This window comes from Paenibacillus sp. GQ49 (assembly GCF_059759055.1).
The window spans coordinates 219664-243324 of sequence record NZ_JCAXEL010000004.1; the positions used below are offsets into that span (position 1 = coordinate 219664).

General features: G+C 46.4%; 22 protein-coding genes and 1 other annotated feature. Of the genes, 5 read left to right on the forward strand and 17 right to left on the reverse strand.

All coding sequences use genetic code 11. The features are described from left to right. Nucleotides 1-526: 526 nt before the first annotated feature. The 7 genes from AC6CIF_RS10325 to AC6CIF_RS10355 all read right to left on the reverse strand — a co-directional run bounded on the left by AC6CIF_RS10325 (nt 527) and on the right by AC6CIF_RS10355 (nt 7169). Nucleotides 527-2086 carry a 2-isopropylmalate synthase gene (locus AC6CIF_RS10325; protein ID WP_498199471.1) on the reverse strand — a complete coding sequence of 520 codons (1560 nt, stop codon included), beginning with the start codon at nt 2084-2086 and terminating at the stop codon, nt 527-529. Between the two features lie 335 nt (nt 2087-2421). Then, nucleotides 2422-2760: a binding site (T-box leader), on the reverse strand. 517 nt (nt 2761-3277) lie between these two features. Continuing rightward, on the reverse strand, nt 3278-4333 hold the full coding sequence (gene tsaD / locus AC6CIF_RS10330; protein ID WP_076209632.1) for a tRNA (adenosine(37)-N6)-threonylcarbamoyltransferase complex transferase subunit TsaD: 1056 nt from the start codon (nt 4331-4333) through the stop codon (nt 3278-3280). Then, nucleotides 4330-4851 carry a ribosomal protein S18-alanine N-acetyltransferase gene (gene rimI, locus AC6CIF_RS10335; protein ID WP_036668955.1) on the reverse strand — a complete coding sequence of 174 codons (522 nt, stop codon included), beginning with the start codon at nt 4849-4851 and terminating at the stop codon, nt 4330-4332. The genes tsaD and rimI overlap by 4 nt, the downstream gene beginning before the upstream one ends. A 240-nt stretch (nt 4852-5091) precedes the next feature. Next, nucleotides 5092-5940, reverse strand: a complete 849-nt coding sequence (gene tsaB, locus AC6CIF_RS10340) for a tRNA (adenosine(37)-N6)-threonylcarbamoyltransferase complex dimerization subunit type 1 TsaB (protein WP_498199694.1) — start codon at nt 5938-5940, stop codon at nt 5092-5094. A 2-nt stretch (nt 5941-5942) separates the two neighbouring features. Then, a complete protein-coding gene (gene tsaE / locus AC6CIF_RS10345; RefSeq protein WP_339299786.1) occupies nt 5943-6425 on the reverse strand; it encodes a tRNA (adenosine(37)-N6)-threonylcarbamoyltransferase complex ATPase subunit type 1 TsaE in 483 nt (160 codons plus the stop codon). Between the two features lie 266 nt (nt 6426-6691). Continuing rightward, entirely contained in the window at nt 6692-6868 is a 177-nt protein-coding gene (locus AC6CIF_RS10350) for an H-type small acid-soluble spore protein (protein ID WP_026081228.1), read from the reverse strand. 4 nt (nt 6869-6872) lie between these two features. Beyond that, nucleotides 6873-7169 (reverse strand): hypothetical protein, encoded by a 297-nt coding sequence (locus AC6CIF_RS10355; protein ID WP_076209630.1) that lies wholly within the window; start codon nt 7167-7169, stop codon nt 6873-6875. A gap of 250 nt (nt 7170-7419) precedes the next feature. On the opposite strand from AC6CIF_RS10355, the gene ku reads away from it, so the two are divergent. From ku to ligD, 4 genes are all read left to right on the forward strand, one after another. Then, a complete protein-coding gene (ku, locus tag AC6CIF_RS10360) occupies nt 7420-8334 on the forward strand; it encodes a non-homologous end joining protein Ku (protein WP_498199474.1) in 915 nt (304 codons plus the stop codon). 319 nt (nt 8335-8653) lie between these two features. Continuing rightward, complete coding sequence (locus AC6CIF_RS10365; RefSeq protein WP_498199476.1) at nt 8654-9523, forward strand: VOC family protein; 870 nt, start codon at nt 8654-8656, stop codon at nt 9521-9523. Between the two features lie 257 nt (nt 9524-9780). Then, complete coding sequence (locus AC6CIF_RS10370) at nt 9781-10731, forward strand: ATP-dependent DNA ligase (RefSeq protein ID WP_498199478.1); 951 nt, start codon at nt 9781-9783, stop codon at nt 10729-10731. Nucleotides 10732-10769: 38 nt separating this feature from the next. Then, nucleotides 10770-11660 (forward strand): non-homologous end-joining DNA ligase, encoded by an 891-nt coding sequence (ligD, locus tag AC6CIF_RS10375; RefSeq protein ID WP_498199480.1) that lies wholly within the window; start codon nt 10770-10772, stop codon nt 11658-11660. 57 nt (nt 11661-11717) lie between these two features. Here the strand turns inward: ligD and AC6CIF_RS10380 are convergent, their stop codons facing one another. After that, on the reverse strand, nt 11718-12629 hold the full coding sequence (locus AC6CIF_RS10380) for a YitT family protein (RefSeq protein ID WP_498199481.1): 912 nt from the start codon (nt 12627-12629) through the stop codon (nt 11718-11720). Between the two features lie 349 nt (nt 12630-12978). Further along, a complete protein-coding gene (gene cls / locus AC6CIF_RS10385; RefSeq protein WP_498199483.1) occupies nt 12979-14418 on the reverse strand; it encodes a cardiolipin synthase in 1440 nt (479 codons plus the stop codon). Between the two features lie 376 nt (nt 14419-14794). Here cls and AC6CIF_RS10390 point away from each other — a divergent pair, with 376 nt between their 5' ends. Then, nucleotides 14795-16153: a hemolysin family protein gene (locus AC6CIF_RS10390; RefSeq protein WP_498199485.1), complete on the forward strand. Its 1359-nt coding sequence runs from the start codon at nt 14795-14797 to the stop codon at nt 16151-16153. A 123-nt stretch (nt 16154-16276) separates the two neighbouring features. Here the strand turns inward: AC6CIF_RS10390 and AC6CIF_RS10395 are convergent, their stop codons facing one another. The 8 genes from AC6CIF_RS10395 to AC6CIF_RS10430 form a co-directional block, all read right to left on the reverse strand. Next, nucleotides 16277-17866 carry an alpha/beta hydrolase family protein gene (locus AC6CIF_RS10395; RefSeq protein ID WP_498199487.1) on the reverse strand — a complete coding sequence of 530 codons (1590 nt, stop codon included), beginning with the start codon at nt 17864-17866 and terminating at the stop codon, nt 16277-16279. 58 nt (nt 17867-17924) lie between these two features. Then, entirely contained in the window at nt 17925-19025 is a 1101-nt protein-coding gene (locus AC6CIF_RS10400) for a DUF1648 domain-containing protein (RefSeq protein WP_498199488.1), read from the reverse strand. Nucleotides 19026-19048: 23 nt separating this feature from the next. Continuing rightward, nucleotides 19049-19444 carry a GntR family transcriptional regulator gene (locus AC6CIF_RS10405; protein ID WP_498199490.1) on the reverse strand — a complete coding sequence of 132 codons (396 nt, stop codon included), beginning with the start codon at nt 19442-19444 and terminating at the stop codon, nt 19049-19051. Between the two features lie 215 nt (nt 19445-19659). After that, entirely contained in the window at nt 19660-20733 is a 1074-nt protein-coding gene (locus tag AC6CIF_RS10410; RefSeq protein WP_498199492.1) for an AI-2E family transporter, read from the reverse strand. A gap of 167 nt (nt 20734-20900) precedes the next feature. Next, nucleotides 20901-21692 carry an ABC transporter permease gene (locus tag AC6CIF_RS10415; protein WP_036668933.1) on the reverse strand — a complete coding sequence of 264 codons (792 nt, stop codon included), beginning with the start codon at nt 21690-21692 and terminating at the stop codon, nt 20901-20903. Beyond that, entirely contained in the window at nt 21685-22593 is a 909-nt protein-coding gene (locus tag AC6CIF_RS10420) for an ABC transporter ATP-binding protein (RefSeq protein WP_498199494.1), read from the reverse strand. Before AC6CIF_RS10420 ends, AC6CIF_RS10415 begins: the two co-directional genes overlap by 8 nt. Nucleotides 22594-22625: 32 nt before the next feature. Next, the gene (locus AC6CIF_RS10425) at nt 22626-22877 is read right to left on the reverse strand and encodes a hypothetical protein (protein ID WP_157116067.1); all 252 of its coding nucleotides are present in this window, start codon (nt 22875-22877) and stop codon (nt 22626-22628) included. 251 nt (nt 22878-23128) lie between these two features. After that, the gene (locus AC6CIF_RS10430; RefSeq protein WP_498199496.1) at nt 23129-23650 is read right to left on the reverse strand and encodes a hypothetical protein; all 522 of its coding nucleotides are present in this window, start codon (nt 23648-23650) and stop codon (nt 23129-23131) included. Between the last annotated feature and the right edge of the window lie 11 nt (nt 23651-23661).

Consider the following 23661-nt stretch of genomic DNA (forward strand, 5'->3'; position numbering starts at 1 on the left):
TTATCTTCTTTATGTTCCTTGAGATTGAACTCTAACATACGGAGGTTAGGGAACTGTTTTGACTTTTGTCGAATTTACTCGAATGAAGAGAAATATTTTTATCCCCCCGCCCCTCACACTTATCCACAAGAAAGCAAGATAGCAAGCACAATAATAAGCTTAATTATACAGCGGTAGAATAGCCTTTTACACACAAAAACCATATTTATCCACCAAGTTATCCACTTTATCCACAACTTTGTGGATAGCAGGGTATCATTCTATCCCCTAAACCCTTTTCGTTTCGAAAACTATACTGGTTTGGCTTTGGGATAGTTACCCACAAATTACACTGGATATGTGGATAACTATAATAACACCTTGACAAATGCATCCTTCCACTCCTCAATGTTCCTCCATAATAAGACAAAAGCAGACCTTTGTCGTTCAAGGCCTGCCCGTCATTTTTTACTATATGCCATGCATATTTACATCGAATTGCAATTGCTACTATTGCCGCTTTAGATGCGATCTGGAAAAAGATGTTTTAAACATGCGCTTCTTGTTCATGATGTTCGGAAGACTCGGCTTTCAGTCCAGCAGCATTACAAGCCGCTACATAAGCCAAACCGGCAGCCATGACGATATCATTATGTGTTGCTGTTCCCCGGAACTCACGTCCTGCACGCTCCACGGTAACTACAGCTTCCGCACTTGCACCCTCTCCACCACTCAAGGCATGCATCTCCATATCTACAAATGCAATATCATCGGAAATGCTCTGACCAATCGCACGGATGGTTGCATCCACGGGTCCACCGCCAACAGCGGAGTAAGATTGTTCTCCAGCGCTTGTGCGAATGCGAACGGCGGCCATTCGATCCGTCATACTGCCCGCCGTCACCTGCAATTCAACCAGTTCATAGTCCTGTGCAGGAATATTCATGGTCTGGCTAACCATCTGTAATAACTGGTCGTCACTGACCACTTTTTGCTGGTCTGCGGTTTCTTTGAACACCTCATACAACTGCTCCATCTGTTGCTCATCCGGCTCAAAACCATATTTGCGAACCCGATCCTTCAGGGCGTGACGACCGGAGTGTTTCCCCAAAATAATCATGCTGCGCGGAATACCCAGCGCTTCCGGGTCCATAATCTCATAAGTGTTCCGATTCTTCAGCAGACCATCCTGATGAATGCCAGATTCATGCTGGAATGCATTACGTCCCACCACCGGTTTGTTGTACGCAATCGGGAAATGCATCGCCCGGCTAATCTGACGTGAAGTCTCATACAGCTGGTTCAGTTTAATGTTCGTCGTTGCCCCAATTGCGTCTCCCCGAGTCTCCAACGCCATAATCAACTCTTCCAGTGCACAGTTCCCCGTCCGTTCTCCGATACCATTGATGGTCACTTCAATCTGGCTAGCTCCATTGGCAATTGCAGCCAAGCTATTGGCTACGGCCAGGCCCAGATCATTATGACAGTGGGCACTATAGCGAACCTGATCGCCGCCTCTTGCACCCTCACGCACCCGGCGGAACATCTCGCCATACTCATGTGGCAGGGCATATCCGACCGTATCCGGCAGATTGATAATGCTCGCTCCAGCTTCAATGGCGACTTCAACCATTTCAATCAAATCATCCATCTTGGTGCGGGCAGCGTCCATCGCTGTGAACTCTACGATGTCCGTAAACTGGCGTGCATAAGATACCATCTCACGAGCGGTAGCCACCACTTCACTGCGTGGACGGCGCAGTTGATGCTCGATATGAATATCCGAAGAAGAGATAAACAGGTGAATTCGGCGCCGTGCTGCATCCGCTGTTGCTTGAACAGCTGCATCAATATCACCTTTGACCGCACGCGCGAATCCGCAGATCTCCACGTTCTGCAACTGTCTCGAAATCGCCTGAACCGCCGCGAACTCACCTGGACTGGAGATCGGGAATCCAGGCTCAATGACGTCGATACCCAGAGAAGCCAGTTGGTGTGCCAGTTCAATTTTTTGCTCGGGTTGCAGACTTGCCCCTGGTGCCTGTTCTCCATCACGCAGCGTTGTATCAAAAATCTCAATCATGCGTTTGTTATTAGTTGTTGTCATATCCATCAACCTCCATCAAATTTTTATAAACATTCTCGTTGCGATCCATGAGCCACAGAACACCCGCTAATCGCCGTCACTGTTGTTATATATTTTGTTTGTAAACGCGTATGTTGTTTGCAGCTTAGTCCTTGGTGATCACTAATACCTGTTGAATGTTTCGTGCCTATACTTGTTGTTCAATGTTCATTACTCGTTCGTTGTATATCCTGCTTACCTTCATGACAGAGTGTACGTCGACTTACACCCTGACCTTCTGATTCTTCAATCTCCATATGGTTCTTCCAATGCCCACCCTGCTGCCGGCAGCAAACACAAATAACCCGCCATCTCATATAAGAGACGGCGGGTTATTATCCCCTCCGCGGTACCACTCTCGCTTGATGGGCCGGGCTTGCGCCGGACTCCATCCACCTCGTCGTCTCCGAGATCCGCTGGATGTGCGTGCAAGCACGACATCACTGGAATTCGGAGAAACACCCTATAACGGGGGTTAACCGTTGCTGTGTAACACATGTTGTTGTCTATCAGGACAACTGGACGATCGATATCGTCCCCACGCTTCCACAACTCTGTTCCCGGGCGAGATTCGAATGATTCCAGCCACTGCGTCGCACCACCCCGCAGCTCTCTGAGCGCTTTATCATTCTACTGCTCCCGTTCATCACATGTATAATATGACCTAACTTCATTCATCCTTATTTTGAAAATCAAAAAAAGCCTGCCACCTCATGCAATAATGCAAGAGACGACAGGCTGTTCACCTTCGCGGTACCACTCTTGTTGACTTCCTTCCTGTTCATTCAAGACACCCCCTGAATGCTTTCGCATATCCGGATCACTTGAAGCAGCCTGAAAGCCCCCTCAGTTATCGTCAGTTGATCCTTGTAATAACGGTCCTACCAACAACGGCCCATTCACGGAGGCAAACCGTAACCATGTACTTTCGGCCATGATCGGCCTTCGGATTCTCCCGGGGAGTCACCGTGTTCCATCGTTCCGCTTCCAGGTGAGTTTCAGGTTTCCTTCGACTGCGTTGCACCATACCGCAGCTCTCTATAACCGGGAATGACCTTACTATTCCTGTTCATCGCGTTTATCAGTTCAGGAATCTGAATTCCTGTTTAAATTTGTAACTAAATATACATTCTTTACATCCCTGCTGTCAACTCTTAATCTCAAACTGCTTGCCTATACGGACTGAACGGACCATTGCTCCAGAGAAAGTCCCGGATCTGCCTTCGCATCAAATTCAGCAATTTCTCCCCGCTGCCATTTCAGATATGCAGCTGCTCCTATCATGGCCGCGTTATCCGTACAATATTCCATTGGCGGGATTAACAGTTCAAGCCCTTCCTTCGTGCATCGCTCCTGTAAAGCCGAGCGCAATCCCCGGTTTGCTGCAACACCACCGCATAATAACAGTTGACGTGAACCATACTCACGAACTGCTCTAACAGCTTTCTCTACCAGTACTTCAACAACAGCTTCCTGGAAACCACGCGCAACCGCAGACGGCTCCACGGTTTCTCCGCGCATTTTAGCCTGGTTGAGCACATTCAGTACAGCAGACTTCAGACCACTGAGACTGAAATCGTACGAACCTGCTTCCAGCCATACCCGTGGTAATGGCACTACATCCTCCGCTTCAGACGCCATCCGGTCCACATGCGGGCCTCCCGGATAAGGACAACCCAGTGCACGTGCTACTTTGTCATACGCTTCGCCTACGGCATCATCACGTGTACGACCAATCAGTTTGAACTTACCCTCGGATTCCATATGCACGAGTTCTGTATGTCCACCAGATACGACCAGTGCCATAGCCGGATATTGCAGTTCATGAGTAAGTCGGTTGGCATAGATATGCCCCGCAATATGATGTGTACCAATGAGCGGTTTGCCCAGTGCCATCGCCATCGTTTTGGCTGCAACGATACCCACCAGTAGTGCTCCGACCAGCCCAGGTCCCTGTGTTACGGCAATTGCACTTAGATCACGTGGACGAATGCCGGACTGTTCGATCGCTTGTTCCAGCATCAACGTAATGACTTCAACGTGTTTGCGTGAAGCCACTTCAGGTACAACGCCACCAAATGCCTTATGCGTCTCAATCTGACTTGAGATCAGATTGGACAACACTTCCCGTCCATCTTTGACTACTGCTACCGATGTTTCATCACAGCTTGTCTCCACCGCCAAAATGTAGGATGGTGCAGAATTTATTTTTTCATTAAGTTCGTTCATGAATCCAGTACGCTTCCTTCCTCTTCGCCGCTCCGGCCTGCAGACGGCAAGTTCGCCCACATAATCATCGCATCTTCCCCATTATCGGAGTAATACCCTTTACGAAGACCCGCCGATTCAAACCCTTTTTTCTGATATAAACGCTGAGCAATGCTGTTCGAGACTCTGACCTCCAGCGTCATTCGTTCCATCCCGAGATAAGCCGCTGTGCTCATTAATTCATCCAGTAACTTTTCACCAAGCTTGCGTCCACGATACGCGCCTCTGACTGCAATATTGGTAATATGGGCTTCATCCATGATCGTCCACATACCTGCATAGCCAATGGCCTTGCCTTCCAATTCCATCACCATATATTTAGCAAAATGATTGTGTGTCAATTCATTTTGAAATGCTTCTTCCGTCCAGGGCAGGGTAAAGGCCTCATGTTCAATCTCCATCACATCGGGAATATCCGCGAGTGTCATGAACCTGAACTGAAGCGTTGCTTCCTGCTTATTATTCGCCACATTGTCCATCTGCTTCCCCTCCCCCTTTAGTGCGTGTTCAAAAAGACCGGTTTTCAGTACCGAGAAGATGGGATGAAGCTAGAAATGGAGTAGCGGAGCGTAGGGTAAACTACGTGAGCAACTACAATGTTTCCAAAGGAAACATACTTCGTAAGCCTCCCGCTTATTTCGGCTGAATTCCATATTCGATGCTGATGATGCCACCAGGTATCCTTCGTAATCAAAAGCAGACTTTTTGAACAACCTCTTTTAGCCTTTGCGCAGCAGATTGGCTTCCGCTTCAGACAGCTGGGTGTAGTTCGGTACCAGCGCATGCACGTCATCACGCTGACCTGCAAGCAGCGCGGCGGCGCCAAGGCGCCCAACCCAGCGGCCTTCCAGCTCATAAGGTACGAGCTGGAGCGCCGTCCCTTCGGGGCAGCGAAGCTCCGCCGCTGCCGCAGCATGAGGGCCCGTCTCGCCGACGATCCAGACGGCTACGGGCCGCTCTTCCGGCGCCGTCTCCGCCATGCGGGCGGCGAGGGCTTCCAGCCATCCGTCCATCTTGCGGATGGCATCAGGCGCCAGACGCCGGGGCGCATCGCTCCCGGCGGAGGCAAACAGCGCGGTGCACGCTTGACCGCGCCGTGCATCCACAAGCGGAACAATCCAGTGGACAGGGGCAGCACTTGTGCTGCCCTGGTCCGCGGATGGCGTTCCGCCAGCCCCTGCTGCGGCATCCTCTGCCGCAGCTTCTGCCTTAGCGGCGAGGCCGCTGTGCCAGCCGCCCCAGGCGATGGCTTGAAGGCTGGACACCCCGGCTACGGGGATGTCCCACGCCCAGGCCAGTGTCTTCGCCGCGGTCACCGCAATGCGGATGCCCGTGTACGAGCCTGGGCCAACGCCAACGGCAATGCCGTCCAGTTGCCCAGGCTGTGTGTTGCTGGCGGCCAGCAGCTGCTCCATCACCGGTACAACGTGTACCGAATGGTTACGCTCAGCCCGTTCATTGCGTTCTTCCAGAAGCGCATGATCTTCCATCATCGCAGCTGCCATCACTGCGGTGGATGTATCCAACGCCAAAAACCGCTGACGCGGCTCTTTTTGTAAATCTTCCATCATCATTTGACTCCATTCTGTCTGAACTGTCGGCATATGGCTGCATAAGTCTCGCCGTACCCATCCAGTGTAATCGTTCGATCCTCCAGGCCGGTTGTTTCAATCTGCACATGCAAATGCTCTTGCGGCAGCAATTCGGGAATGATACTCGACCATTCCACCAGACTGACTCCGGCTCCATAGAAATATTCATCAAGTCCAAGCTCATCCGCTTCTTCCAGCGATATGCGATATACATCCATGTGATATAAAGGCAGACGCCCTTCATACTCCTTGATTAGTGTGAATGTGGGACTGCTTACCACATCACGTACACCCAAATGCCAGGCAAATTTCTGTGAAAATGCCGTTTTCCCCGCGCCCAGATCACCATCCAAAGCAACCACCATGCCGGCGTTTGCCTGTCTGGCTAGTGCGGAAGCGAGTGCTTCTGTATCTGCAATGCCATGGGATTGGTACACCCACTGCTCGTGCGTCTGATTCAATATTCGCCCCACCTTTGGCGGTCCAGCCGCCTGAGTTCACTTTGAACCTTATTATATCGGTCCCTTTCTTCCCCCGCAACATCCAAGGAGGCAAGCTGAAATATAACATGCATTATTAGACGTGTCACAAAACTCGCTTCCTTCGAAGTTTCAGACACCCACTAGGAAAAACCAAAAACCGGCACCTCTCGGTACCGGCCGTGTTATGCATAAATTTCAGCTTTTATTCATTCTCGAATCCCTCAATAACTATATGCTACTTGTATCTACTCCTCCAATCGATCCACACGAACCGTCTGGGTATTTCCCGGCCTGCTGCCAACCTGAACGGTTGCCATACCATTGGCTTCATCCACATTCTCGATCCAGACTGGATCTCCCTCCAATGTAACGGCAATGGTATCCTTGGAATCATAGATCGCTTTGGCGCGCTTTGCATCCATCATCTTATTCATACTCCCCTTCTGGATCATCATGTGACTCTCGAACCATGCTATCTGTTGTACTTTCACCAATATACCCGTTATCTTCCGTAACCTGCCCCCCGCCTAACCCTTCATTCACCATCCGGTCAATGTCGAGCATGAACGACTCCCGATCAAGGGGCAATTCTTCCGAAGTGACCGCTTCCCAGTTTACAGCTGTAGCAGGTGTATAGAATTCTTCAGCACTTTCGGCTTTGGCAAGTGGATACGGAGAAAATGCATGCTTGTGTGCTTCTTCCTCATCACGTCTGTTCTTCAATATTGCACCTCCCGGCATATGTGCTGCGAGAATAACTACCTATCCCATGCTCGTCTTCCTGTCGGAATCCAAGCATGTTTCTGTTATCATCCCCGAGTCTCGCCGAACCATACGAATTCGTTCGTCTACAAGACGATTATCCCTCGCACCAGATGCCCATACTATTAAATATAAATCCGTGTTCAAAAAGTCCGGTTTTCATTACCGAGAAGATGGAATTTTTGAACAACCTTTTGAAAGGAGCCGATCTATGCATACCGTCTGGAAAGGTGCAATCAGTTTTGGCCTTGTGCACGTCCCTGTCAAAATGTTCTCGGCTACCGAAGACAAAGACATCTCCATGCGCTATATCCATAAAGTCTGCGGCAGCCCGCTCGCTTATGTTCGTCAATGCCCCTCCTGTGAAGTGGACGTAAAGTGGGAAGAGATCACCAAAGGCTATGAATATGAAAAAGGAAAGTTTGTACTCTTCGAGAAAGATGAATTGGAAGCGTTAAATGATTCCACCAGCAAAACCATTACCATACTGGATTTTGTCGACTTGACTGAGATTGATCCGATCTATTTTCAGAAAACATATTACCTATCGCCCGATCAGGCTGGGGGAAATGCCTACCAGTTGTTGATGAACGCGATGCGGGATACCGGCAAAATTGGCATCGCCAAAATCTCCATTCGCTCGAAGAGCAGCCTGGCTGCCATACGCGTGCTGGAAGATTGCCTCTCCATGGAGACGATTTTCTATCCTGACGAGATTCGTCCTGTCTCCCAGGTGCCCAACTTGCCGGAAGTGCAGAACGTGAATGAAAAGGAACTCACGATGGCAAAGTTGCTGATTGATCAATTGTCCACGCCTTTTGAACCCGGTAAATACACCGATGACTATCGCAGCAAACTGCTGGATCTTATTCAGCACAAAGTGGCAGGCGAAGAAATCAAGATTGCTCCAGCCAAACCTGAAGCCAATGTGATGGATTTGATGGCTGCCTTGCAAGCAAGTATCGAGGCCGTGAAGCCCATTCCGGCTGACCCTGGGACAACAACGGCTAAGCCTAAGAAACGTGCACCGCGAAAAACACCTGCTCAAGCGGTTGCCGGAGGAGAATCCGATACACCTGCTGCACCAGCCAAAAGAAAAAAGGACACCCCCAAACCAAAAGTTTAAATGTCACCCAAACAAGACCGATTCCGTTATGTAACTCAATGTAATGATGTTTACTCCGATCCGGCTTCACAGTCGGATTTTTTTTGGTTTTACAGAACTATTGGAACAATTCATTCCACTAAAACTCCAGCTAAAATTGCAAAATACGATTGACGAAAGCTGATTTATATTTTATATTAACTTATGAAAAGTAACTTATTTATGAATATACAGTCACCCTGTAATTTTGTTTCAACAGTATGCAATTTAATAATCCGTTTTCAACCATATACACAATCAAACGAGAACCCATATTATCTATTCTCAGGAGGAAACCATCATGAATACAACGTATCAAATCCCTGCCACAACCCATCTGGGTGAAGTGAGTCTGCGAATTATGAACCTAGACCGTTCAATTAAGTTCTATACCGATGTGGTTGGATTAAAATTACTGGAGCGTAGTGGCAAAGTGGCCACGTTGACAGCCGACGGAAAACAGTCCCTGCTGCGATTGGAAGAGCTCACGGATGGAATTACCCTGCCGGAACGCTCACACGCTGGCTTGTATCATTTCGCCATCCTGCTGCCTGACCGCAAGTCCCTGGGTCTTGCTCTTCGTAATCTGGCTGCATCCGGCATCGATATCGGCCAAGGCGATCACTTGGTCAGCGAAGCCTTCTATATCTCCGATCCCGATCAGAACGGGATTGAGATCTATGCCGACCGTGCACGTGATACCTGGAAACGGGATAGCGACAATAACTACGTGATGGCAAGTGATCCTGTTGATGTGGAAAGCTTGTTTGCCATCTCGGAGAATGAACCTTGGCAGGGTCTGCCTGCTGGCACCGTTATTGGTCATGTACATTTCCACGTCCGCAGCCTGGAAGAAGCCCGCAACTATTACACCGGCATACTTGGTTTTGATATCGTGGGCAACTTCGCCAACATGTCAGCACTATTTGTATCCGCTGGCGGTTATCATCACCATCTGGGACTTAATATCTGGGCAGGAGTGAATGCACCTGTCAATCCGGATAACGCTACAGGAATTGACTACTTCACCATTGTGTACGCCACAAAGGAACAATTGGATCAGGCACTTGAACAATTGCGTCATTCCGGTGCAGTCGTTACACAAGTGGAGGGTACCTGGTTTACGGTTGACCCACAGAACATCCGTGTACGTCTAACCGCTGCCAATTGATTTTGTTAGGACACACACGATCATTATGGATAATTTCATAACACAAGCCCGAGTACCTGATTTCTCCACATCACAGAGAGATCGGATACCCGGGCTTTTTCATTCGCTTTTTCATTCGCTTTTTATAAGACCGTCCATATTAGTGCATCCTAACGACTACTCCGACAAGTTAAATTCAAAAAATATGGAGATCGAAAAGATGCATGATGTTTAGGGCGTTCGTTTCTCTAATGCTCCGGACAAGAAAGGAGTACCCCATGTTCAAACCGTTGATTCCATTCGAACCCATCTCCAGAGATACCTTACCAACAGGACCGCAATGGATTGCCCAGGTCAAGTGGGATGGAGTCCGCATGCTTGCCTATGAGGACGGGCATGAGCTGCGCCTGGTGAATCGCAGATTACATGATCGGACCGCACAGTATCCCGAGCTGGTAACACCACGCAATTTATGTTCAGGCTCCTCTTATATTTTGGATGGAGAAGTTATTGCGCTGGACCCAGACACCGGAAAACCTTCGTTTTATCATGTTCTTCGGCGGGATCGGATGAGCAGACCCGAAGGTATCGCCCAAGCCATACATCAGATTCCGGTCACATATATGGTATTTGATATCCTGTTCTATGAGGGGAAATGGGTGACGGAGCAGCCTTTGGCAGATCGACAGCGCCTGTTGCACGAGGTCCTTAACACCGCTCCCCATGTTCAGGAGGCCACCAATACGCTTGATGCCGCTTCCCTGCTTACGGTCATGAGACAACATCAGATGGAAGGCATTGTCTGCAAGGATCTCACCAGCAGTTATGGCATACAGGGTAAGGACCAGCGCTGGCAGAAAGTCAAAATCATGCATGATGTATATGCCATGATCGGAGGAGTCACCTACCGAAGCGGTATTGTGAACGCCGTCGCGGTTGGTGTATATGATGGGCCTAACTTTGTCTATATTGGTCATGTCGGGACTGGCAAGCTGAACTCCAATACTTGGCGTGAACTCACCCACCAAGTTGAGCCTCTGATTAGACAGGACAGACCATTCCATAATATACCTGAGCGCAGTGCGGAGACCACTTGGGTCGAACCACGAATAGGTGTCAAAGTGCAATATATGGAACTGACACATCATCGCACACTACGGCATCCCAGTATTCAGACCTTCGCGGATGTAACCCGTGAGGATTGCCTGGCGAACCAGCTTCTTCAATGAGTAGGTCCACAATTGATTACGTATAGGAGGTGTTCCGTATGGCCCCCAAGATCCAGGGAACCATCATAATAGAAGGCGCAGAGCTGACGGTCACGAACCCGGACAAGCTGTTGTGGCCGGAAGCGGGTGTTACCAAAGCCATCTATCTGCAAAAGCTGGCCGCTCTGGCTCCGTATCTGCTCACATATACAAGCAATCGACTACTCACCACCATAAGATACCCCCACGGGGCTGGAGGGACATTTTTCTATCAAAAGAATGCCCCTGAACCTGTCCCGGATTATGTTCGGACTGAATTACATGACGGCATTCGTTATGTCGTTATGAACGGACTGCCTGAATTGTTGTGGCTTGGCAATCTTGCTGCCCTTGAATTTCATCCTTCTCTTCATGCTGTGGGAAGCCATCTGCCCAGTGAATGGATGATTGATCTGGACCCCTCTCAGGAGCATGAACCCCGGATTATGCAAGCTGCACTCATCGTTGGCGAAACCCTGACTTCCCTTGGTCTGAGATCCATCCCCAAAACTTCAGGGGCAACAGGAGTTCAGATTATTGTTCCGATAGTGCAAGGCGTTACCTTTGATGAACTACGGGATATCGGTTATTTTGTTGGCAAATATGTGACTCAGAAACACCCGGATCTATTCACACTGGAACGACTTAAAAAGGACCGTGGGGACCGCATTTATTTTGACTATCTTCAGCATTATGGAGGCAAGACCCTTGCCGCTCCCTATACACCACGTGCCAAAGCAGGGGCCACTGTCTCCACGCCACTTACCTGGGATGAGGTTAAAAGCAACGTCTCCATCCAGGATTACCATCTGATGAACATTATTGAACGCTTGAACCAAACCGGTGATTTAATCGCAGCTGTTGAACCCCAACCGGTAGAGCTCATTCTCAAACATTTGAAGAAAAAATAGCCGCCCCCCTTATCACAAGGGAGTCGGCTATTATCATTCATGCGTCTATATAAATCGCTAATGGATACCTTTTTTCTTGAAACGTCCGCCCTTCACGTCATGAATGTTACCGATCGCCACAAAGGCTTGCGGGTCCCAATCTTCAACGATGGTCTTCAGCTTTGCTTCTTCCAGACGGGTGATTACGACAAAGATGATCTTTTTCTCGTCCCCGCTGAATCCGCCCTCTCCATCCAGGAAAGTTACACCACGACCGAGACGGTCTGTCAGGGCAGAACCGATATCACGATACTTCTCACTAATGATCCATACCGATTTGGACTGGTCAAGTCCCTCATTCACAATATCAATCATCTTCATCGCAATATAATATGCAATCATGGAATACAGGGCGTTCGGCCAGCCGAATACAAATCCTGCACCTGCGAAAATAAACACGTTAATGAACAATACGATCTGTCCTACAGACAACGGTGATTTCTCACTCAGCAGGATGGCGACAATCTCCGTACCATCCAGTGAACCACCAGAACGGATAACGAGTCCAACCCCCACACCCAGGATCAATCCGCCGAATACGGCTCCGAGCAATGGCTCTCCTGGTGTTAATGCGGGAACATGGTGCAACAACGCAGTCCCGATGGACATCACCACGATCCCCAGCAATGTGGATAACGCAAATGTTTTACCAATCTGCTTGTATCCCAGAATCAGGAATGGCAAGTTGAGCAAGGTCAGGAATACTCCGAGTGGCAGATGCGTTAGCTCTGACACCATAATCGAAATACCTGTAATCCCACCATCAATTACGCCATTGGGCACAAGGAATATTTCAAGTGATACAGCCATTAGTGCAGCACCAATCAGAATCATCACAATACGTTGCAGCAGCTTTAATGTAAACACCGAGCTTTTGACCCCGCGGTCAGCTGGCTTGGCTGTTAGTTCTTTCACCGTTACATTGGACATGGTATCCCCCCCGTTAAATCAGTGTGTGAATCCATTTTATAAATCATTTAAATACTCAGGGTGAATCTACATCTAGAAAACAGAAAACTGCGTTCTACATGTACCCTGGCTATACAAGCACAAGCATCTAAAGGCGATATAAAATGGATTCAAAATGGTCTTCATCCCGGTTTGCACTTTCAGAAGAGAGCAAAAGGGAGCCTGTTTTCCCTCAGACTCCCTTCCTACACCAAGACATAATTTATATATCTATTATATCATAAAAGATCAAATTTGCGCAAAATACTTAGCAAAAAGAAGATAAATTCACAAAAAGTGAACTTATCTTCAGAAATCTGCCCTAAATCGGCTAAAGAAGCGGAGAAAGCATCCGAGAAAGCATTTCAGCGCCTTTTTGCCGTCGTGAACGCCTCTGAAATACCTCCCCATTGATCTGACTGCATTCCCCGAGATCACGTTCAAAGTCAGTGATCAAACGACGAATCGGAGAGGACTCGAACAGGACAGCCGTCAACTCAAAATTGCAAAAAAAACTGCGCATATCCATATTGGCCGTGCCTACCGTTGCAAGCAACTCATCCACAATCATCACTTTGGCATGTACAAAACCTTTGCGATATTGGAAGAACTCAACACCTGCTCGCAGAAGTTCCTCTACATATGAAAGGGATGCCAAATGAACAAGCTTTGAATCAGATTGATACGGAATGATAATTTTCACATCAACGCCACTGACAGCAGCTGTTTTGAGTGCCTCATACAGGGCAGGATCAGGAATAAAATAAGGTGTGGTAATGTAAATCCGGTCACAGGCTACCGAAATGGCCCCAAAACACATTTCCTGAATGGCATCCCAGTCCTGATCCGGCCCACTGGCCAGAATCTGAATTCGTTCTTCCCCGCTACAGATATGAGGTGGAAACAATTCCGCAAGCTGGGGTTCGGTAATTCGCTCACCGGAAGCCAATTTCCAGTCGTTAAGGAATGTACTTTGCAGGAAATATACGGCATCTCCCTCGATCTGCACATGTGTATCCCGCCAGAAACCCACCTCCGGATATTGTCCCAGGTAATCATCGCCTACATTAATGCCACCCACGAAGCCAACCTGTCCATCCACAACAACAATTTTACGGTGATTCCGGTAATTGACTCTTCGGTCAATTGTTGCAATCAGTGGCGGGAGAAAATAATGAAACTCCACACCTGCATCCTGCAGTTTGCGGATAAAACTCCAGCTCATCTTGTGACTGCCGAGACCATCACAAATAAACCGAACCTTCACGCCCTCCTGTGCCTTGCGAATCATGACATCCTGAAACTTCGTACTGATCACATCATCACGGAAAATATAAAATTCCACATGCAGATGGTGCTTTGCTTTTTCCATTTCCCTCAGCATTGCCGCAAATGCCTCTTCACCATTTGTGAGCACCGTACTGTGGTTACAACCTGTAATCGGGCTCTCCGACAGATGGGATAACAGGTTAAACAATCGATGCTGGTGGCTGAAACGATCGCCAGGCATATGTTCGACATCTCCAATGATATGAGCTTGTTCCCAGATCGTTTCCTTCATTTCACGGAAGATCCGCGATCCACCCTTGCGAAGTTTTTTTCGTTTGTTATAATCCTGCGCTACGAAATAGTACACTACAAAACCGATCAAAGGCACGCAGAACAAAATAAACAGCCAAGCCACAGCTTTAGCCGGATTACGAAATTCCAGCAATAGAATTGTGGCTGCCTGGAAAATAAATACGAGTAATATAATGACCAGCCAGAACATTTGGCTTCCTCCTCAAGTGGCAAGCTTCATGACCTTGCCCTTCTCTCACCTACACAGCTTTGACGATTATGTAATCAGCTAATCATAGATACCCAATGTACCCCCTATTCGTAACGTTTACTTAGATAAAACTTTACATAAGCAGACAGAATACTTGATTCTGGAAATTCAAATTTCTACTTTGTTCATTGTATATTCTGACTGTGTTACCTTCTACATATCAGTTTAATGATGGAGCAGATTCGCATTGTGACGCCAATCTGCTCATTTCACTTTCCAGACTCTTCCTCATTTCTATGTCTGGAGGTGGTCTTCTTACGTAAAATTAGATATAATAATCGTTAAAAACTTATTACTTAAAGGAGAACAGTAGTGAATGGACAGTGAGAGGTATGCGTTAAATTTAGTATTGGTTGCGATTTTGATAGGACTTTCGGCGTTTTTTGTTGCAGTGGAATTCGCTCTGGTACGGGTTAGACCGAGCCGGATCGACCAAATGATTGCAGAAGGAAACAAGCGTGCGCTGGCTGTTAAACAAGCCGTTGCCAATCTGGATGGCTATTTGTCCGCCTGCCAGCTTGGAATCACGATCACATCTCTGGGACTGGGCTGGCTGGGTGAACCAACGGTAGAGAAGATTCTCCACCCTGTGTTTGAAAGCATGCAAATTCCTGAGGCGGTTTCTTCATTCTTATCGTTTGTTATCGCGTTTGCTTCTATCACGTATCTGCATGTTGTGGTTGGTGAACTCGCTCCAAAAACGATTGCAATCCGGAAAGCCGAGACTGTTGCACTGCTGACGTCTACACCTATCATCTGGTTTAACCGAATTATGTATCCTTTTATCTGGCTGTTAAACGGCTCAGCGAACCAACTGGTGAAACTGTTCGGAATCAAACCTGCTTCCGAGCATGAAGATGCACACTCCGAAGAAGAGTTGCAGATCATTATTAATGAAAGCTTTGAAAGTGGTAAAATCAACCAAGCCGAGTTCGGTTATGTAAGCCGGATCTTTGCCTTTGATGAGATGTTAGCCAAAGAAATCATGGTACCCCGGACCGATATGGTCTGCCTTTATGTGAATAGAACAAACGAGGAAAACCTGGAGATCATTCGAGAAGAACAATATACCCGTTTTCCGGTAGTTAATGAGAGCAAAGACGATATCATCGGTATCATTAATACGAAACAATTCTTCCTGGAACTTTACGGAAACGATGAACCTGTCGATCTATCCTCCCTGATCCAGCCTGTATCGGCTGTTCACGAAACAACTCCTGTGAAGGACTTGCTCAAGAAAATGCAGAAGGATGGCGTACATATCGCCGTGCTGGTCGATGAATATGGCGGAACTTCCGGAATTGTAACCATCGAGGATGTACTTGAGCAGATTGTTGGTGAGATTCGCGACGAGTTCGACGCAGACGAAGTGGAAGATATTCAAGTCATCAACGAGAACTATGTCATTATGGATGGTAAGGTTTCCTTATCGAAGGTGAACGACATGTTTATGTCAAGCCTGGATGCAGATGAGTGGGACACCATTGGTGGATGGCTCTACAGCCATCGTCCCGAGATGAACGAACAGGAAGAATATGAGTTCGAGAATCTAATCTTTGTTTTGCTGGAAAAAGACAAAAATCGGTTCTACAAAGTGGCCGTTGTTCCCAAGGAACCACTAACCATGTCTGACTACACCGAAGAAGACGAGAAAGAGTCCAATTGGTCTAAATAAAGCCAATTTATAAATAAGAAGAGGAGCACTTGCCTATTTTGGTAAGTGCTCCTCTTACTTATATCTCGCCCCATCCGTCACTTCTCCAAGTTATCATTCAACCCAAGAATGGAACTCCCGTTTTTAGTTTGATTTTAATACCCACTTCGCAATATCATCGATAATGGCTTTGGAGACATTAGATGGCTCAGCGTACTCTTGACCGATCGAAAGTCCATCATAGCTGGATAAAAGATGATTTACCTTTGGATAGCTATTGTACGTTACATTGGAATGACCTTGAAGAGACGATTTCCAGGTTTGGAATTGATTCATAGACACTTGCACATCGTTTTCGCCTTGTATAACAAGCATAGGTGTATTTTGTGTTTTAGCCAATTCCGCAGGCACATAATCTCTCTGCTCAAACCACCAATAAGCAGGTTGAAGTGGAAACGCCTCAGGAAGATGATCTATAGAATATTTTGGATCTTTAACCATCGCAGCCACATTTTTATAAAAATCAGCTTGCCCTTGAATGACATCCGTGTCTAAACCAAGCTGCTTCATCCGCTCTACCAATTCGTCCTGCTGCTCAGTAAGCACATCCACAAAGCTACTACTTGGTGCAGCAAGTAAAATACTTCCTGCAATATCATGTTGTTTATCCTCAGCAATGATTAACGGCATTGCAAACCCGCCTTGACTATGTCCAGCTACAAAAATCGCTGTAGAATCAATATGTGTATTCTTTTTAAGCAATTCCACTGCATCGTTTACCTGATCTACACTCTCTTGTTTTAATGTGAATTTAGGCTGTGAAGCCACCTTATAGGTATGCTCATATGTGACCTTATCGTATCTTAATACAGCAACTCCTTGTGAAGCTAAACCTACCGCAAGATCGCGAAACGGCTTTGCACCACCAATGGCAGCATCTTGATTGCTAGGCCCAGATCCGTGTACCAGAATGACAACCGGGAAAGGTCCCTCTCCCTTGGGCAAAGTTAATGTCCCTGGCAAAGCTAAATCACCCTGACCAACCGTAATGTCTTGTTCTGTATAGGTAGATGGGTCGTCGTAGCTTGGTTTTTGATACACATCTGGCGTAGCGGCGGCAATATGCAAATCATCCACAAGTCCGTTATGATTCATTCTGACCGTAATATTTAAACGAGTTAGCTCTGTTTTGAACGTATAGGTAACATTGCGATGCACGGTATTATTTTCTACATGCTTAGCTATGGCTTCACTTGTAATTTTGCCATTTTGTCCTTCTAAAGCTCCCCACAGCTGACTCAACAACGTGGGTGACAATACTCCACTCACAGAGGTATGAACATACTTGGCAGCCTCCTTGCCATCGCCCTCACGAATATGGGAAATGAATATATCCTCAGGTGCTGCCTTCAGCGTCTCGGAAAGAAATGCCCCATCCATATAGGTAATTCCTTTCGTTAACTGAACAGGATTGTTTAAGGATATGGCTTGACCATTCACCATCGCCTGTTTCTCTCCTACCTTAACTACAATCGTAAGCTCACTTTTTCGTATTGTGATTTCTCCTGTCTTTTGTTGCCAAGATACCTCTGCCCCATTCTTTTCTGCAATCTCACGAATAGGAACAAGATTTTCACTACCAGTTGATTTTTCAGCAGCTTCTGAGATGGATGTTACCGGAAGGATGAGACCTACGAAAGTAAGAGAAAGTAATAGCTTTTTCCAATTGTTCATTGTAATAACTCCTCCTAATAATTAATTTCATCTATTATATGCATAGAATTATGAGCATTTATTGGCTCAGGACTATACTTATAACAACAATAGCAATGATGAATAACAACAGGACCCAAGATAGTGGACGAGCGAAGTTAATTGTCCAGCCTATTCCATAACGCTTTTCTATGGTTAAAGAAGGATCATTGGCATTGAAGTAAATAAACCCAAGCTTCCAATAATCATCGTCATTCACAGGCTGCTCCTTAGATCGTTCGTGATCCTCTTGTTGATTACGAATCTTCCCACCGCCTTGTCTGCCTGTGAGAGACAGCCATACAACACCTAACACGATCACTACAGGCGTGATGAAGCTAATAGCTGTTAACAAGACCAGATTAGGGACGAACATATTGATCTGAATGAAGGCAAATAAGATGGTAAGAAGTAAGCCTGTTACAAGCGTAAATAGGGACCATTTACGGCGGAATTGAATATTTTCAGTAGCAAATTGGCCCGGATTAGACGTAGTAAGCTGTTGTTTGCTTGATTTAATACTCCAGTTAACCATCATCATAAGTGCAATGATTCCTAGCTGTACAAGATTAATAGCCAGTACCGAGAGGTAAGTTTTAGGCACACTGGAAGTGACATGGCCTTGAAGATCATATTTTATTGGAATGACGTTAGGTAGTGCCTTATAATTCAGGATCGAAATGATCGCAATGGCAACAATAATCGCAATGTGAATGAGAAACCAATAGTTGGAATAGGTGAGTTTATTTTGGCGGAAGGTGGTATCGATTTTCACTCTTTGAGGTGTTTCTACAGTTGTAAGTGATCCTTTTATCTTTTTCATCTTGAAATGAAATAATATGTGTAGTGCTGCCCAGTACACAATGAATATCATTGTGCTAACAGCGGTAATCATTGCGGTAGAATCTTCATTAGCAGATCGGAGTAAATACAGCCAGACAAGTATAATCATCCCGTTTCCGATCAGACTTACTGTAGCAAACGTACTTCTTAGCTTACGTAAGATAGGTGTGTAGTAATTATATTGACTTACCGTAACCCCAAAGCTAATGGTTTCCCTTGTCAGATATGGTGTAAAGGATAGAAGTACGGCTAATGGAGCAAAGATTAAAATGATAGGTAATATACTAAATAGTTGCATACATAACACACTCCCTTGATTCGTTATTCTCTGTTGTGACCCATCTTCACATCATCATATATTTGGTCTAACACCGCAGATAGTTCCTCTTTGGTCATTCCACGACAGATCGCTTCGGCAATAATCGGTCTGAATTCGCTTTGCTGCTTTTTCAAAAAATCATCCGTTAAACCAGGCATTCCATCAGGGTTCACTACAACTCCCTTTTGTCTATGAACCAGAATGTATCCATCTTGCTTGAGTAATGTATAAGCCTTGTTGACGGTGTGAAGGTTAACACCGATATCTGCGGCCAAATTCCGAACCGAAGGTAACGCCTCACCTAGCTGTAACTCACCACTAGCAATACCTTCAATAATTTGATAAACAAGTTGCGAATAGATGGGAAGTTCGGATTGCATATCCAGTTGAATAATCAAGGGTTCACCTTCTTTTTGTTATCTGTTATATATCAAGTATAACAGTTATAACATGAGTGAGCAATATGTATGAAAAAAAGCCGCATACCAATGGCGAGGGCAAACTTACCTGACCCTTCACCATTGATATGCTGCTTATCCTGTTGAGCTTATCGATGTGATTCAATAACAAACATTAGTAGTGGCACATGACAGCGTTATATTTCAAACTCCATTTAAGTTTCAGTCTTATCTTCAACAATCCGATAATGGATTTTGCGAACTATAATTTTCAGAATCATATATAGGGGAATCACGATGATCATACCCAAGATATTTCCCAGGTCAGCACCCACGAGCAAAAGGATAACGGTAGTCAGTGGATGAATATCGAGCTGTTTGCCATAGACATAAGGTGAGATCAGGTTATCCTGAATTTGCTGTGCGATTACAATGATGACCAGTGACCAGATCGCCATCGAAGGTGATTCGATAAACGCAACAATGACAACCGGAATAGCTGCCAGCAAAGCACCCACATAAGGGATGAAGTTCAGAATAATGGATACAACAGTCAGCAGCAATGCGTAAGGCAAACCTAAAATGAGAAAACCGATGTACATCAGAATCCCCAAGGCTACATTAACAATAACCCGGCCAACAATATAGTTGCTTAGTGCTTCATCGATCTCATGGACGGTTTCTTCCCCATCCTTTCGATAATGCCTAGGCAACAACAACGTCAGATTCGTTCCAAATTTGCTGCCTTCCTTGAGCATGTAATACAACATAATCGGGAACGTTGCCAGAATAATAACCAGATTGGATACCACGGAGAATAACCCGGAGACATAATCGGTTACCTGAGTGATTCCTTGGCTCAGAACATCGGATAATCGTGAGAATAGATTGGAATCATCCGGCAGGTATCTGGAAACAACATTGCTCTTTTCAAGTGCATTCAACTGATCACTGAGTGAAGTAACCAACGCTGGAGCATTGTCTACAAAATTCATCAATTGTTCACGCAGGGAAGGCCATACAAGCACACTAAAACCTGCAAGGATTAATGCAATTACGACATAAATAATCAGAACTGACAATGCACGTTTGATCTTATGCCTTTCCATATAATCAACAAGCGGGCGCAGCAGATAATAGAAGAAACCAGCAATCAGCAGCGGAATGATGATGATGTGAATCAGTGAGGTCAGGGGGCTGAAAATAAAGTTCACTTTTTCCCCCAGATACACGATGAGCAGCAGCAGAATAATCGCTGTGCATATGCGGTAGAACTTGTTATTTATCAAGAAACGTGATCCCTCCTTGCGCTGCTCTGCCAAAGTGACTGCGGCGTTCATATGTATATCTAGTCATTTATAAGTACCCTTAAATGACAGTCATGCCACAGGCGATGCTCAATATACACTTTTTTTTCTTTCCAAAACAACATTGGAACAAAAAAAAGAAGCAGGCGTTAGCCTGCCACATCTCTTTTGCTGAATACAACCCAGGAAATCACCATGAAAATAACGTAATACACCGCCAGAACTGCAATGGAGAAACCCAGTGTCATTCCTGCACTCGGACCACCCATTAGCGCAAAATCCGCCCCGGAGGTCATGTATTTGCTAAGATCCATGTTGTTGAATAGAACATACTTGGCCCACTCATAACGGACCGGATTGAATATGAGTGAGAAGATACTCTGTGAGAACATAATGAACAGGGATAATCCAATCGCAAGCGCACCTGAACGAAATACGGAGGACACCATAAAGGCAATCGCAAGCGTAATGAACAGATCAACATACAAGTATCCCCATAAAGTCAGAGCATTCGTAGCTGGACTACTGCTTCCTCCCGGAGCATCATGCGAGAAAAGGATATAAGACGTTAGCATGGCCATCGCGATGATTAGCAATGTACTGACAATACTGAAGCCAACGACGGTCAGATATTTGGAAGCAAGAACTTTGCTTCGTGACCATGGACGGATCAGCAATAACTTAATGGTTCCCCAGGTAAATTCGCCCGCGACCGATTCCGCTGCAATCACAACACAGAAGATCGTGTTCAGGAAAAACGTAATCTGGATGGTCGTTACAGCCGCTTCCCAGTACAAAACCTCATTGGACCCCATGCCTTCTCGCAGTAACACTGGCATTAATAGCGAGATCAGCGCCAGAATCGATAACATGATCCAGGTACGGGGACGACGGAATATTTTCATATTCTCATTCAATATCAGATTACCAAAACTACCCAATGCCTCCACCCCCAGTTACTTGCAAGAATTGTTCTTCTAGGGTGTGAGTCACGTTACGAATACCGTATACCTGAAACCCTTCGCTAACCAGCTTGGCATTGATATCCGGAATCTGCTCACGAGACACCCGCATCACCAGGACATTGCCCTGTACGACAGCACCCTGAATCAGATCCGCAGCGCGGTCAGCATCATTCAGCTCAAAAGCAACTTCGATTAATGCATCCGAACCTGCTTCAGCCCGAAGGTTTCTTACATCGATCAACTTGCCGTTCTGGATGATGGCCACCGTATCACACATCAGCTCCATCTCCGACAATAAATGACTGGATACAAAGACCGTAATACCTTCCTCTTGGGTGAGCTGACGCAAATAATCTCTCAGTTCCCGTATACCCTGTGGGTCCAGACCATTGGTCGGCTCATCCAGTACAAGCAGCTTCGGTTTATGTAATATCGCTTGCGCGACCCCCAGACGCTGGCGCATGCCCAGTGAATAGGTTTTGACCTTATCGTGAATACGGGCCGCAAGCCCCACACGCTCAATCGTTTCCGCAATACGTTCTTTCGTAACTCCCGGCGACATGCGGGCAAAGTGAACGAGATTCTGGTACCCGGTCAGAAACTTGTACATTTCCGGATTTTCTACAATAGCTCCTACCTGGGCTACCGCCTTCTCAAATTCATTCTTCACACTGTGTCCCGAGATGAAAATGTCACCTTTACTGATGGACATCAGTCCAACCATCATCCGAATCGTTGTTGTTTTCCCCGCGCCATTAGGTCCTAAAAAACCAAAAACCTGCCCCGGAGAAATATCCAGAGTCAGGTCGCTGACCAATGATCGGGAGGATATGATTTTGCTGACGCTCTGAATCCGGACGACCGGCTCCTGCTGCATTCAATCCCCTCCTTCATGGACGAGCACATAACTCATGCCCGTTTCTCATATGAACATAGTGTATCATAATCTTTAGTATATTGTCCCGCAAACTGGGATTTCCCCTGACATTTCGCTTCAACTACACACGCTTCACAGCATCCAAGCGGCATTTCACTCCGGTAGAATCCGGTGCGAAATACGTGATTGCCTCCATTGCCCTCTTCCTTCATTTCGACAGAGCTTCTAGTGACCGACACAATCATCCCACAACTGACACAGTAAAAGCGGCCCGTTTCGATCAATGATTTTCCTTCCCCTCACAAGGAGCTTAGAAGTCCTTGTTATTTGTCGTTAGACGCTGAAAATTGATACATTTTGTATCTATCTCGTAATTTACTTGACACCGGGACTAATGTCAAGGCTTTACAGCCATAAAAACAAGCAAAACACAAAAAAAGCTCCATAAATGCGACAAAAGTCTCGCATTTACAGAGCCTCATGTTAGGTAAATGATACAATTCGGTTCAATGTATGGGTTAATATTATTTCCTGATCAGTCACTATTGTCGACCTGCGAGGTATCCTCATTTTTCTGATTTGGATAATACCAGAGTAAGGTCCACTCATCGCCATCCTCTACCAGATAACAGGTCTGCACAATATCGAATTGGCCAAAGGTACCTGAGTACTTCTGGGTGACCCGGATTCTGTAGACTTCAGAAAATGGCTTAACACCATCGATCACGGTTACATCGAACTCGTGCTCCGGCTTTTCCATCTCCAACTCAAACGTTTCCACGCCAAAGTGCTGCATAAATATATGTGCTCTGTTCTGTACGTAAGCACTCTTGGGAAACCGCTCTTTCATCAGGGGGTGAAAAAGTTCCCATGAACTGCCGAAGTCACCCGTCTGCTCATATTTGTAAAACTCTTCGGCAACAGCAGCAGCTTCATCCGATGTATCTGCCTGAAACAGATACGGAATGGTTCTGGCAATCAACCACAGCAATAATACAATGATCGCGATGAAGCCGATCTTTTTGAGCAAAGCATTCCGGTTCCTTCTTCGCATCATGTCCAGTCCTC